General features: G+C 34.3%; 10 protein-coding genes and 1 tRNA gene. 7 read left to right on the top strand and 4 right to left on the bottom strand.

The window, feature by feature from the left end; translation table 11 throughout:
• The first annotated feature begins 13 nt into the window (after positions 1 to 13).
• Complete coding sequence (gene glmS, locus AC1EUU_RS10610; protein WP_480201398.1) at positions 14 to 1,867, top strand: glutamine--fructose-6-phosphate transaminase (isomerizing); 1,854 nt, start codon at positions 14 to 16, stop codon at positions 1,865 to 1,867.
• Between the two features lies 1 nt (position 1,868).
• Here glmS and pth read toward each other — a convergent pair whose 3' ends face one another.
• From pth to AC1EUU_RS10595, 3 genes are all read right to left on the bottom strand, one after another.
• Entirely contained in the window at positions 1,869 to 2,435 is a 567-nt protein-coding gene (pth, locus tag AC1EUU_RS10605) for an aminoacyl-tRNA hydrolase (RefSeq protein ID WP_480201397.1), read from the bottom strand.
• 129 nt (positions 2,436 to 2,564) lie between these two features.
• On the bottom strand, positions 2,565 to 3,203 hold the full coding sequence (locus AC1EUU_RS10600) for a 50S ribosomal protein L25/general stress protein Ctc (RefSeq protein WP_480201396.1): 639 nt from the start codon (positions 3,201 to 3,203) through the stop codon (positions 2,565 to 2,567).
• Positions 3,204 to 3,221: 18 nt separating this feature from the next.
• On the bottom strand, positions 3,222 to 4,163 hold the full coding sequence (locus AC1EUU_RS10595) for a ribose-phosphate pyrophosphokinase (protein WP_480201395.1): 942 nt from the start codon (positions 4,161 to 4,163) through the stop codon (positions 3,222 to 3,224).
• A gap of 143 nt (positions 4,164 to 4,306) precedes the next feature.
• On the opposite strand from AC1EUU_RS10595, the gene AC1EUU_RS10590 reads away from it, so the two are divergent.
• A tRNA-Leu gene (locus AC1EUU_RS10590) sits at positions 4,307 to 4,390 on the top strand.
• 44 nt (positions 4,391 to 4,434) lie between these two features.
• On the opposite strand, the gene pdxR is transcribed toward AC1EUU_RS10590, so the two are convergent.
• The gene (gene pdxR, locus AC1EUU_RS10585) at positions 4,435 to 5,922 is read right to left on the bottom strand and encodes a MocR-like pyridoxine biosynthesis transcription factor PdxR (protein WP_480201394.1); all 1,488 of its coding nucleotides are present in this window, start codon (positions 5,920 to 5,922) and stop codon (positions 4,435 to 4,437) included.
• Between the two features lie 87 nt (positions 5,923 to 6,009).
• Between pdxR and AC1EUU_RS10580 the strand changes: the two genes are divergently transcribed.
• The 5 genes from AC1EUU_RS10580 to AC1EUU_RS10560 all read left to right on the top strand — a co-directional run bounded on the left by AC1EUU_RS10580 (position 6,010) and on the right by AC1EUU_RS10560 (position 14,599).
• Positions 6,010 to 7,248 carry a M14 family metallopeptidase gene (locus AC1EUU_RS10580; RefSeq protein ID WP_480201393.1) on the top strand — a complete coding sequence of 413 codons (1,239 nt, stop codon included), beginning with the start codon at positions 6,010 to 6,012 and terminating at the stop codon, positions 7,246 to 7,248.
• Positions 7,249 to 7,272: 24 nt separating this feature from the next.
• On the top strand, positions 7,273 to 10,506 hold the full coding sequence (locus AC1EUU_RS10575) for a SusC/RagA family TonB-linked outer membrane protein (RefSeq protein ID WP_480201392.1): 3,234 nt from the start codon (positions 7,273 to 7,275) through the stop codon (positions 10,504 to 10,506).
• 13 nt (positions 10,507 to 10,519) lie between these two features.
• Entirely contained in the window at positions 10,520 to 11,938 is a 1,419-nt protein-coding gene (locus tag AC1EUU_RS10570) for a SusD/RagB family nutrient-binding outer membrane lipoprotein (RefSeq protein ID WP_480201391.1), read from the top strand.
• Between the two features lie 87 nt (positions 11,939 to 12,025).
• Positions 12,026 to 13,021 carry an NAD(P)H-dependent amine dehydrogenase family protein gene (locus tag AC1EUU_RS10565; RefSeq protein WP_480201390.1) on the top strand — a complete coding sequence of 332 codons (996 nt, stop codon included), beginning with the start codon at positions 12,026 to 12,028 and terminating at the stop codon, positions 13,019 to 13,021.
• Between the two features lie 33 nt (positions 13,022 to 13,054).
• Entirely contained in the window at positions 13,055 to 14,599 is a 1,545-nt protein-coding gene (locus AC1EUU_RS10560; RefSeq protein ID WP_480201389.1) for an N-acyl-D-amino-acid deacylase family protein, read from the top strand.
• Positions 14,600 to 14,602: the final 3 nt, after the last annotated feature.

Genomic DNA, 14,602 nt, shown 5'->3' with positions numbered 1-14,602 from the left:
AAAAAATAGAGCTATGTGTGGAATTACTTGTTACATAGGTTATAGAGATGCTTATCCTATTATCATTAACGGACTACAACGTTTAGAATATAGAGGCTACGATAGTGCTGGAGTTGCCTTGTATAATGGTAAAGATGTAAGTCTTGCAAAAACAAAAGGAAAAGTTAGTGATCTGCTTGAAAGAGTGGAAAAAGAAATTACTACAGAAGGGAATTTAGGAATTGGTCATACACGTTGGGCAACTCATGGAGTACCTAACGATGTTAACGCACACCCACATGTTTCTCAATCAGGTGAATTAGTTATTATTCATAACGGTATTATTGAAAATTACGATACCATAAAAAAAGAATTAATAAAGCGAGGCTATAGTTTTAAAAGTGATACAGATACCGAAGTTTTAGTAAATCTAATCGAGGAGGTTAAAAAACAAAATGATGTTAAGCTAGGTAAAGCTGTTCAAATCGCTTTAAATCAGGTGATTGGAGCTTATGCGATTGCAGTGTTTGATAAAACGAAACCTAATGAGATCGTTGTTGCACGATTGGGTAGCCCTATTGCTATTGGATTAGGAAAAGATAAGAAAGAATATTTTGTAGCTTCTGATGCATCGCCATTTATTGAATACACGAAAGATGCAGTGTATTTGGAAGACGAAGAAATGGCTATAATTAGAGTAGGTAAAGATGTAAAAATTCGTAAAATTAAAGATGATTCTTTGGTGTCTCCTGATATCCAAGAGTTACAGATGAATTTAGAGCAAATTGAAAAAGGAGGCTATGAACACTTTATGCTCAAAGAAATTCATGAACAACCAAGAGCTATTACTGATACCTATAGAGGTCGTTTATTAAGAAATAAAGCTATTATTAAAATGGCTGGTGTTGAAGATAACATGAAAAAATTCTTGAATGCAGACCGTATTATAATAGTGGCTTGTGGAACTTCTTGGCATGCAGGACTGGTTGCTGAATATATTTTTGAAGATTTTGCTAGAATTCCTGTAGAGGTAGAGTATGCTTCTGAATTTAGATATCGCAATCCGATTATTACGGAAAAAGACGTAGTTATTGCAATTTCTCAATCTGGTGAAACTGCTGATACATTAGCGGCTATTAAATTGGCGAAATCTAAAGGAGCTTTTGTATTTGGTGTTTGTAATGTTGTAGGCTCGTCAATTGCTCGTGAAACACATGCGGGTGCGTATACGCATGCCGGCCCAGAAATTGGAGTGGCGTCTACCAAAGCCTTTACGACACAAATTACTGTCTTAACGTTAATTGCACTTCGATTATCTAGAGCAAAAGGAACAATGTCTAGTTCAGATTACCGAATGCACCTACAAGAACTTGAGTTAATTCCTCAAAAAGTTGAAGAATTATTGAAAATCGATGAGCATGTAAAGTATATTTCAAGTGTTTATAAAGATGCTGCTAACTTCTTATACTTAGGGAGAGGATACAACTTTCCTGTAGCCCTAGAAGGCGCTTTGAAGTTAAAAGAAATATCATACATACATGCTGAAGGTTATCCTGCAGCAGAAATGAAGCATGGGCCAATAGCTTTAATCGATGAGAATATGCCAATTGTAGTAATTGCTACCAAGAAAGGGCATTATGAGAAGGTTGTAAGTAATATTCAAGAAATCAAATCGCGAAAAGGTCAAATTATCGCTGTTGTAACCGAAGGAGACGAGCAGGTAAAAGAAATTGCTGATCATGTAATCGAAATACCTGAAACGGAAGAGGCATTAACTCCGTTATTAACAACAATTCCGTTGCAGTTGTTGTCATATCATATTGCGGTAATGCGCGATTGTAATGTTGATCAACCTAGAAATTTGGCGAAGTCTGTGACGGTAGAATAGCTTATTTACCGTTAAATTCATTCATGGTATTTTTAATACCAGCAGTGCCGAAAGATTTAATTACTTGAATCGCTTTTTCAAGCCTTTCAGGTAATTTTTTTTGCTCATCATCATTCCAGGTGCCCAATACATAATCTATTTGTCTTCCTTTAGAAAATTCATTGCTAATACCAAACCGAAAACGAGCATACTGTTGAGTATTTAAGATTTGATTAATGTTTTTAAGTCCGTTATGACCACCATCGCTTCCCTTAGCCTTAACACGAAATGTACCAAAAGTAAGATTGAGGTCATCACCAATAATAAGAACGTTTTCTAAAAGAATCTTTTCTTTATCCATCCAATATCTCACGGCTTTACCGCTTAAATTCATAAAAGTAGAAGGCTTTAATAAGATAAAAGTTCTTCCTTTGAATTTAAATCTTGCTAAAGCGCCTAATTTTTCCATTTCAAAAGAAATATCTTCGGCTTTAGCTAGCTCGTCTAAAATTTTAAAACCAATATTATGGCGGGTTTCATGATACTTTTCACCTATGTTACCTAAACCGACAATTAAGTATTTTTTCATAGATTCTTCTGTAGTTGTTTCTTTTCTGAAAAGAGACTTTAAAAAAGAAATTATTTGCATAGAACAAATATAAAAGAAAAAGCTCCGCGTATAGCGAAGCTCTTACTAATGTTCATTTGAACTGAAATTTTATTCTTGAGCTGCTTCAGCAGTTGCTTCTTCTGCTCCTTCTTCTGTAGCTGCTTCATCATCTTCATCTTCATCCGAATCACCAGCGATGGCTGCTCTAGACATTCTAACTTGAGCAACAACCATATTGTCTGGGTGTAAGATCGTGTAATCTTCATTTCTAAGATCAAGAACGTATATCTTATCTCCAATTTTTAACTTAGAGATATCAGCATTGATAAAATCAGGTAAATTTGCAGGTAAAGCACGTACTTTAAGTCTACGATTCGGGAAACGCAATGATCCACCAGCCATAACACCAGGAGCGTTACCATGTAATTTTACCGGAATATCTAAACTAACTTCTTTATCATCAAATAATTGATAGAAGTCAATGTGTAAGATTTTATCCGTAACAGGGTGAAATTGAATGTCTTGCAAAATTGCATTAACTTTTTCACCACCTTCAAGTTCAATCGATGCTGTGTAAACATTAGGAGTGTACACTAAGTTTCTGAATGCTAATTCATCCGCTGAAAAGTGTAATGGTTTTTCCCCTCCGTATAACACGCAAGGCACCTTTCCAGCATTACGTAAGGCTTTAGTTGATAACTTGCCTACGCTTTCTCTTTGAGATCCTTTGATCGTAATTGATTTCATTACTTAAATTAAATTTATTTACATTAAAAATTGATCACTTATTGACTTGTTGCTCTGCACTTTATGCATAACGTCCGCGAATAAGGGCGCGCAAGTTACAACTTTTATTTTGGATAATTGCCTTTTTATTGGAATAGTATCCGTTATGATTAATTCTTCGAGTTTAGATTTTTCGATTCGTTCATATGCCTCACCAGAAAGTACCGCATGCGTGCATATTGCACGCACACTTTTAGCCCCTTTTTCAATCATTAGATCAGCGGCTTTCGTTAAAGTTCCAGCAGTATCAATCATATCATCTACCAAGATTACGTTTTTACCCTCAACATTACCAATCAATTCCATATGAGAAACCACATTAGCCTTTTTTCGCTGCTTATAACAGATAACAACTTCACTTTCTAAAAACTTAGAATAAGCATAGGCTCTTTTAGATCCGCCCATGTCTGGAGAAGCAATAGTAAGGTTTTCCAAATTCATTTTTTGAATTTCTGGTAAGAAGATTGTAGAAGCATATAGGTGATCTACTGGTTTTTCGAAAAAACCTTGTATTTGATCGGCATGTAAGTCCATCGTAATGATTCGAGTTGCTCCTGCAGCTTGCAATAAATTAGCAACCATTTTTGCAGCTATTGGCACTCGTGGTTTATCCTTTCTATCTTGACGTGCCCATCCAAAATATGGTATAACAGCTGTAATATGTCTTGCTGAGGCTCGCTTAGCAGCATCAATAAATAAGAGCATTTCCATAAGATTATCCATCGGAGGGATTGTAGAACCAATAATAAATATACGTCTACCGCGTATAGACTCTTCAAAAGATACTTGGAATTCACCGTCACTATAGACGTTTTTCTTAGATTTTCCTAATTCACCTCCATAAGCATCTGCAATTTTTTGGGCTAATTCGAGTGATTGAGAACAGGCAAAAAGTTTAGGTTTAGGTACTTTTTGTTTCATGTTGAGTAGTTGTGTGTTAAATAGTTAGTTGTACTGTTTTTCAGTTCGGCACAAAAGTAAAAATTATTTAAAAAGTGAAGCCATTCTTCTTTTACTATTTTATGCATTGATAGCAAAATATTTTTTAGATTTGCAACCCATTCGCCAAAGTGGTGGAATTGGTAGACACGTTGGATTCAAAATCCAATGCTAGCAATAGCGTGTGGGTTCGAGTCCCACCTTTGGTACAAAAAAAGCTGAGATTTTATCCCAGCTTTTTCTATTTTAAACTCTAAGCAGAATCTTTAGCGAACTTATCTAGATTTTTACGCATTTTTAATAGGCTATCTTTTATCAGTTTTGTGTTTACCGAGCTATAACCCATTACTAAACCATTTTTAACTTCTTTATTAATAAAATATTTGCTCAAGGGATGCGCAATAATATTATCTTTACTTAAGTGATTGGCCAGATCAACATCTCTAAAATTTTGTGTTACATTGGCAATAAGATGTAAGCCCGTATTAGTAGCATCTAATAACAGCTGATCGTCTAAGTTCTTATTAAAGTGGTTTATAAAAACATTTTTTCTCTCAAGAGAGGCTTCAATTACATTTCTTAAGTGTTTGTTTAAATAATCTCTTTCAATAAAAGCACTCATAGTTTTCTGTATAGATCTGGCGATAAATCTGCTTGACTGCTCATACAATGCAATTACCGCATCTAATAAATAATCAGGCACAATCATATATCCCAATCTAATAGAAGGATGTAATAACTTGTTAAAAGTTCCGAGATAAATTACCCGCTCTTGCCTATCTAAGCTATAAAGCGATGCGAATGGATGCTCCCAATTACTAAACTCATGGTCATAATCATCTTCGATTATTAACGTACTTTTTTTAGACGCCCATTTTAAAAGTTCAGATCGACGCTTCATACTCATTTTAATTCCTAAAGGGTATTGATTTGAAGGTGTGGTATAAATGAACTTAGGTTTTTTACACTTTGCCTTTTTTATATTAATACCTTCCTGATCTACGTCAATAGAACAAATGGATGCTTTTAAACTGTCGAATAAGCCATAAGCATGAGGGTAAGTGGGATTTTCAATTATTACCTCATCGTTCTTATCTAACAAAACGTTAGAGATTAAAAATAACGAATGTAGCGAACCCGAAGTAATCACTATTTGATCTGCATTACAATCTATATTTCTATAGAGCTTTAAATAATTTGCAATATTTTCACGAAGACTTTGGAGACCAATTGTATTTGAATATGATAGTTCTGATGACTTAATTGAACGCCAATACTGATCAATTAATTTTTTCCATTGTTGCACAGGAAAAACATCTAATGGAGGTAAACCAGGTCTAAAAGCAATTCCTTTATTCGATTCTTTATTTATAACATGAATGTTTTTTTTAAAGGCTTCTCCTCTTTTCGAAATACTAGGATATTTCCCTTTGTTCTTTTTTGATTGAAGCCTGTAATAAATTTTTTTGTCTTTTGAAGACAATACATAGTACCCAGAACCTTTAATAGATTTCACATATTTTTCTAAAACAAGAAGGTCGTAAGCTTTTAAAACAGTGCTACGAGAAATATTTAAATCTTTTGCCAAGACTCTCGATGGAGGTAGTTTTACTCCTTCTTCTAAAAACCTGTTTATAATGGCCTTTTTTAATGAAGTATATAGATTGATGTAAATGTTCTCATAATCATCTTTATTGCCAAAACCATTGTTCTTTAGAATACTTTTAATGTTAAAATGCATAATTGGTATGCTATATAGTTTATAATTGGTATGTGCAATATACTATATTCTACAATTAATTTTGGTTAGAATTCAACTAATTAACTCATGAGACCCTTAACTAGTAATAATGCCATATACCTTTTATTTGGATTATTTCTGATCATACTCGGGGCTTGTAAGAGTGTAAAAGAGGTAAGCTTTAAAACTCCTGTTGACACTACAACCAAACAAATTACTTTTCAAAGCAAACAAGTATATAATCTAGAAGGTATAGACCTATATGTTAGTAATCAATTTGATGGAGCCCGTTTAAATGGCTTAAAAAAGGTAAATGATAGTACAGCCATTGTGGTTATTAGTCCTGAAAACGAACCAATTAATAATAGCGCTTATTATGCTTTTAAAGCATGGTCTGAAGCGCCAAAAACAATGTATTTTACTTTTCAATACCCAAAGGGGTATAAACATCGTTACTTACCAAAATTAAGAAAGAAAGATACTTGGAAAGTTATCGATTCTGCCAATATTATTAAAAAAGATACTAAAGTATCTATTCGGGTAAAGTTAGATAAGTCTCCTTTAACAATAGCGGCTCAAGAACTTCAAACATCTGCCGATGTAAAAAATTGGTATACTAACTTAATTAAGGATAAAAAATATGTTCACTTTAAGAATTTTGGAAAATCTAAGTTGGGGAGAGATTTACCTGTACTAGATATATTTAAGGGCGTTAAAAAGGATAAACCAATAATTGTTTTGGTTACTAGACAACATCCTCCAGAAGTAACGGGTTATTTCGCTTTTCAAGAATTTTTGCAAACCATATTAAATGAATCTAAACTTTCAAATGACTTCTTAAGTGAGTATCGGGTTTTGGCTTTTCCTATTATGAATCCCGATGGAGTGGATCTTGGACATTGGCGTCATAATGCTGGAGGAGTAGATACTAATAGGGATTGGTCTAAATACAATCAACCAGAGGTTAAACAAACCGTAAAATACATAACCAAGCAGTTAGAAAAGGATAATTCTAAATTAATTCTTGGGCTTGACTTTCACTCAACCTGGTACGACGTGTTTTATACTAATAAAATAAGAGAAGGAACGACACTGCCCAATTTTATTGATGATTGGTTTACCAGTTTAGAAGCAAATATTAAAAATTATAAAGTAAATGAAGCCGCCGGAAATAGTACTAAGCCCGTTTCAAAAGGTTGGTTTTTATATGGGCACAATGCTACCGGAATAACCTATGAAATTGGAGATGCTACGCCAAGAGCTAGAATAAAATTGATAGGCAAAGTTACTGCCGAACAAATGATGAACATATTACTAAACAAATAATTTATTAACTAAACTCAATCAATTATGATTAGGAAACTATTTTTATGCTTATGTGCACTACTACTTTCTAGTAGTATGTTATTTGCACAAAAAGAGGTTGCTGGTACTGTAAGCGATGCTTCAGGGCCTTTACCTGGAGCAAGTGTTGTTGTAAAAGGAACAACCACAGGAACAACAACCGATTTTGATGGTAATTATACGATTACCGTACCCAATGATGAAGCTGTTTTAGTATTTAGCTTTCTAGGGTATGTGAATCAGGAAATTACTGTAGGAGGACAAACTACCATTAATGTTACGCTTGTTGAAGATGCTCAAGCTCTTGATGAAGTAGTAGTAACTGCTTTAGGCTTTGTAGAGAAACGTGATAAAATGGCTTCTACATATTCTAAAATTGAAGCTGATAAGCTTGTACAACCTGTAGAGAATAAAATTATCGATGGTATTGCAGGTAAAGCCGCCGGAGTAAGTATTAATGCAACTTCGGGCGATCCGGGAGCAGGTTCAAATATCCAAATTAGAGGAACAAGCTCTTTAGGAGGGTCAAGTCAACCTTTAATTGTAGTTGATGGTATTCCATTAAATAATGATAATATTTCGGGATCAGGAGATAGTGATCCTTCTGCTGGTGTTTCACAGCAATCCCGTTTAAATGATTTAAATCCTGATGATATTGAATCTTTTCAAGTATTTAAAGGTGCGTCAGCAGGTGCATTATATGGATCTAGAGCTTTGAATGGTGTAATTGTGATTACCACTAAAAAAGGTAAGGCGGGTAGATTTACTGCCACTTTTTCCACTGGTATTTCAATTGATGAGATAGCTTATAAACATCCTTTGCAGAAATCTTTTGGTCAAGGTACTAATGGTAATTATAGTCCGACTTCAGCTTTTTCTTGGGGTGATAGAATTTCTGATAGAGCAGGTGGTGCAGATGCTGTGGATACGTCAGGTCAATTTTTTGAATCGTTAGTTTCAAATAATGTCATTTACCCTATTACTCAAAAAAATTCTCAAAATGTTTTTACTGATAGTAATTTTGATAAAGTATTTAGAACCGGTATTACCTATGACAATAGAGTAACTGTTAGTAGTGGTAATGAAAAAGCCACCTATTATTTAAGTGCAGGTCATGTTTCTCAAGATGGAATTATAGAAAGTAGTTACTATAAGAAAACAAACTTTACATTAAATACTACTCAAAACTTAACAGAGAAATTAAAGGCAAACTTCAAAGCAAATTATATTCATACAGGTTCTAATAGAACGCAACAAGGTTCGAATACGGCAGGTTTATATTTAGGCTTATTAAGAACTGCACCAGACTTCGATATTACAGATTATATTGGTAATTATCACAGTAGTTCGGGCTCTATTACGCCATCTAGACATCGTTCATATAGAAGATATTTAGGTAATAGTGATAATGCCATTTACAACAATCCTTTATGGACGATCAACGAACAACAAAGTACGGCCAATGTGAACAGGTTAGTTGGTACAGGTGAAATTTCATATCAATGGAATGATCACATTACCTCTGTAATAAGAGGAGGTGTTGATTTTTATGTAGACTCGAGGGTGTATTTCTTCCCTTGGTATACCGCAGGTTCTGCTAGAAGATATGGTAGATTATTTGATGAAACAATTAATAACCAAGAATTTAGTGGTGACTTAATCACAACATTTAATTACAGTATAACAGAAGATTTAAACACTAACGTTGTTGTAGGTTTCGGTTTAAATGATAGAAGACGTAAAAGAAATTTCACAGAAGCTGATAATTTCTTAGCGAATTTTAGAAGTCCTTTAGATCCGGCAGAAATTGCTGCAAAAGAGAATATTGGCTCTGAAACCACAAGAACAAGTCGAAGAAATATTCGTTTTTATGGTACCGCTAATTTTGACTTTAAAGATCAATTGGTAGTGCAATTGGGAGGTGCATACGAAAAACATTCTGTTCTACCTAAATCAGATAATGGCTTCTTTTATCCTAGTGCCGAATTAGGTTGGACATTTAGCAGATTATTAGAAGACACCAGTACGTTATCATTTGGTAAATTAAGATTAGCTTATGGACAAGTAGCAAACGTGCCAATAGCACATAGAGAACAAACAGTTTTTGAGGTTGGTAGTTTTTCAACATTCTCTGATGCAATTGCCATTGAAGATTTTGGAGGTGGTTTTCAATTTGATGAACGCCTTGGTAATGCTAATTTGAAACCAGAGATTAAAACTGAGTATGAAATTGGTCTGGATTTAAGATTCTTAAAAAATAGACTTTCTCTTTCTACAACTTATTATACAAATAAAACTGAAGATGTTTTGCTAACAATTTCAATTCCTCCTTCACAAGGATTTGATGAGATCTATGGTAACGGAGCAACAATTGAAAATGAAGGTTTTGAATTAGAATTAAAATATGATTTCTTAAAGAAATCCGATTGGAGAGGTTCGGTTTCAGTAAATTATAGCACTAATGATAATGTGGTTTCAAAATTAACAGGTGGAGGAGTAATCAATTTTACAACTGGTAGTTCTATTCAATCTGTTGCCATTGAAGGACAACCTTTAGGAGTTCTATATACGCAAGGAGCTTTAAGAAATGCTGACGGTAGTTTTGTATTAGATGCCAATGGTTTCCCTCAAGTTGATACAGGCGGAAATTTAATTGTTGGAGATCCGAACCCAGACTGGAGAGGTGGAATACAATTTGATTTGTCGTATAAAAACATATCACTATCAGCTCTTTTTGACACGAGTCAAGGTAATGATATGGCTCAAAGAACACGCTTTATTACTTCTTATTTTGGAACACATGCCGATGTTGGTAATACTATTACATTAACAGAAGATTTAGTAAATCACGACGGAGATGTATTCCCCGCAGGATCAGTTGTAAGAGGTAATGTTGGTAATTTTGGAGGAGGTAATGTTCTTCTTGATGAAGATTATTATAGAACATTATATGGCTTTGGAGATGGGAAATTAAATGAATTTGCGGTTGATGATGCAAGCTGGACGCGTTTCAGAGAATTGTCATTGTCTTATTTAATCAATTCAGAGAAATTTAAGAAAGCAACAGGTTTCCAGTCAATTGAGTTTACTGCTTCAGGTCGGAATTTAGTTATTTGGACAGATGTTGTAGGTATTGATCCTGATATTAACCAATTTGGTGTTGGGCGTGGTAGAGGTTTAGATTATTTCTCTAATCCTGGTGCTAGAACATATGCTTTTGGAATTAAGTTCACTTATTAATTATTAAAAAATTATGAAATCTACATATAAAATAATTTTATCATTTATTTTTCTAATATCCGTTACGGGATGTGATGATTATCTAGATGTAAATGATAATCCGAATCAATTAGTAGAAGTTCCATCAGGAGACCTGCTATTATTAGGAACCCTATTGGCGAATGCGCAAGTGCAGCAAGGTCAATTGGCGAGAACATCAATGTATTATACAGGCGGTCTTATTGGCTTGAATTTAGTACAACAAACATTATATAATTATGATTATACTCCTGGAGATTCAGATGCTGTTTGGGGGCATATTTATAATGGCATTTTGGTTCAGAATAAGGAAATTAGAAGATTATCTTCTGATGTAGGAAGGCTGCAAGGCATTATTGACGTAAACGAAGCATTAGCGGTAGGTACCGGCGCTTCTCTATTTGGAAATATACCTTACTCTCAAGCGATACCTGATGCACCTGGTTTAGATGCTGAAGATCCTGCTTTAGATCCTCAAGCAGATGTGTTTACAGCTTTACAGACGTTACTTGATAATGCAATTCCTAAGCTTCAAACTGGTTCAACAACAGCGAACACAAATTCTCAAGATAATTATTTCGGAGGTGATGAAGATAAATGGATTGCTGCTGCTTATACTTTAAAAGCACGTTATTATTTACAAACGAAACAATATTCGCAGGCTTTAGCAAATGTAGCTAACGGAATTAGCGATGGTTCTGGAACGATGTCTTATAACCCAATTGGTGACGTTGATGGTAATAGTAATTTATTATACAACTTTGTAAATAGTAGCCGTGCAGGCGATATGACTGGCGACGGCGCTTTTTATAGAGACTTGTTGGATCCTGCAAATCCTAATGGAAGAAACAATGCAAAAACGAATGAAACTGCTCGTAGAGTTTATTCTTATATAAGTGGTGATGGAGAGCAGGCGGGAGGAATAGATGATGCTACCACACCTATGAAATTAGTTAGTTATTACGAAAACCTATTAATATGGGCCGAATGTTTAATTAGAGTAAACAATGATGCTCAAGGCGCAATAGATAAATTAAATGAATTGCGTGCATATCTAAGATCAGGGAATGCTTTCAATATAAATGGAGAACCGTTTTTATATGATGACTATGTATTGGCAGATTTCGAAGCTGGCGGGATGGAAAACATGGATAATATAGATGTTGAAAGAGCAATTCTTAGAGAAATTATCGAAGAACGTTATGTTTCTGGGTTCAGTACCTATATGCCATTTAACGACGCTAGAAGATTAAGATCGGCAGACAGTGATTTGATTGTGCCGTTTCCATTAAATAATAATACGACAACTGTAAATCCTCAAAGGTTTTTATATCCTCAGGATGAAATAGATGGAAATAGTAACATTCCAAGCCCGATACCTGATTTATTTACACCTACTCCGGTGAATCAATAGTAACCAACTAAATTTTGTTTAGTAAAGAGAGGTTGTTTAAAAGCTTTTTAAGCAGCCTCTTCTTTCCAAATAAACAATTATGCAACTATGATTAATGTTTTGCAAATAGGGTTTGGACCGTTAGGAATTCAAATTGCGAGGTATATATCTGATAAATCTACTGTAAAAACGGCTGGGGTTGTTGATATTGACCCTAAGTTAAAGGAAAAATCACTAAATGAATTAGATGCAAATCTGTCAAAAGATGCCTTTATTTATACTTCAGTGAAGAGCGCATTAAAAGCAATAGAGACACTTCCCGATATTGCAATTATAACAACCGTTTCTAGTTTAAATAAAATAATTCCTCAGGTAGAAGAAGTTGCACAATATGGAATTCCGGTAATTTCAACCTGTGAAGAACTTTCCTATCCTTGGGACTTGCAACCAGAATTAAGTAAAGAACTTGATAACATCTGTAAAAAGTATAATATAGCTTGCTTAGGAACAGGAATAAATCCTGGATTTTTAATGGATTATTTACCAGCCGTAATGAGCTCTGTTTGTAAAGATGTTGAACAAATTATTGTTGAACGTGTTCAAGATGCCACACCAAGACGCATTCCATTTCAAAGAAAAATTGGAGCTGGTTTAGATCTGCAAGCTTTTAAAATAAAGGAAGAAGAAGGTAGTTTGAGACATGTAGGACTTCCAGAATCAGTTTACTTATTAGCCAATAGCATTGGGATGAATCTGGATAGAGTTACTGAAGAACTGCAGCCGGTGGTTTCTACGCACCAAATTATTACTGAAGCTATTAGAATTGAAAAAGGTGATGCCCGTGGTGTTGAACAAACCGCATATGGATATCAAAAAGGATATTGTAAAATTAAGATGCACTTTAAAGCAGCCATTGGTGAACCAAGATCATTTGATAAAATTACTATTATAGGAACGCCCTCTTTTTCATCAGAAATTGATGGTGGTGTTAATGGAGACATTGCCACCTGTGCCATAGCAATTAATAGTATTAAAAGTGTTTTAAAAGCAGAACCAGGATTACACACCATGGCAGATATTTCAGTACCAGGATATATTAAATAAACAACCTTACTCATAAAGAACACTTTGTAAATTATGAAAAAACTATGGCTCATATTAGTTGTTATATTAAGTATAGCATGCACCAATAAAAAAATTACAGCCGACATTTTAATTGAAAATGGAATAGTTTACGATGGAATTGATTCAATACCTCGGCATACTTCAATTGCAGTAAAAGGGGATAAAATTGTTTTTATTGGTAACAATGCAGGCGATGCTGTTTCAGCAACCAATAAGATAGACGCTACGGGCTTAATTGTTTCTCCTGGATTTATTGATCCACATACACATGCTGATAGAGATTTGAAGGATTCAATAATATCACATAATCGACCTTTTCTTTTTCAAGGTATAACCACCGTTATTACAGGAAATGATGGGGATAGCTTTTACCCAACTTCTAAATATGTAAAGCTTTATAAAGCCCATGGAATTGGTACAAATGTAATTCCACTCGTTGGGCATGGAACAGTTAGAGAACAAGTAATGGGCAATAGTGATAAGAAGGCGAGTAAAGATGAACTAATAAAGATGCAAGTATTGATGCAACAAGAAATGGATGCCGGTGCTTTCGGGATGTCTACGGGGTTATTTTATTCACCAGGGAGCTATTCTGATACAGATGAAGTAATTGCTTTAGCAAAAATTGTTTCGAAGAATAATGGAATTTACGATACCCATTTAAGAGACGAAAGCTCATATACCGTTGGTTTAATTCCGGCAATAAAAGAGGCCATAGAAATAGGTAATGAAGCAAAATTGCCAATACATATTTCGCATATTAAATGCTTAGGGGTAGATGTTTGGAAACAAAGTGATTCAATAATAGCACTCATAGAAAAAGCAAAGAAAGAAGGTATTAATGTTACCGCAAATCAATATCCTTATGATGCATCGGCAACAGGATTAAAAGCGGCCGTTGTTCCTCGTTGGGCTGAAAGCGGAGGTAAAGATTCATTATTCATTCGATATAATGATTCAAAGTTCAAACAAAGAATACTAAAAGAGACCAAAGAAAATATTACAAGAAGAGGAGGAGCTGACAAATTATTAATAGTGAAAGCTTCTGATTCGAGCTTTGTAAATAAAAATCTTTTCGAGGTTTCTAAAGCGCTTCAAATGAGTCCAGAAGAAACCGTATTTAAGGTGCTTGAAACTGGTTATGTACGTGTCGCCTCTTTTAACATGAATCCATACGATATTCAAAATTTTATGCAGAAAGAATGGGTGGTTACTGGATCTGATGGTAACACAGGCCATCCTCGTAAGTATGGTTCATTTCCACGTAAGTATAATAAATATGTGAAGCAAGAAAATGTAATTGATATAGCCTCATTTATTAATAATAGCACTTCTAAAACAGCTGAAATATTTAGAATCCCTAAAAGGGGAAAACTAGAAGAAGGATATTATGCAGACATTATCATATTTAACCCTGAAACATTTAAGGACAAAGCAAATTATAAAGATGCTTTTCAATTAGCCGAAGGTTTAGAGTATAGCATTATAAATGGAAAAATATCTGTTGAAAAAGGAAAATTCATAAACAAATTAAACGGGAAGGTTCTAAAAAAATAAATA

This window comes from Maritimimonas sp. 2205BS37-2 (assembly GCF_056591755.1).
Note: the sequence above shows the minus strand (reverse complement) of the source record. Positions and strands in the feature narration are given on the sequence as shown.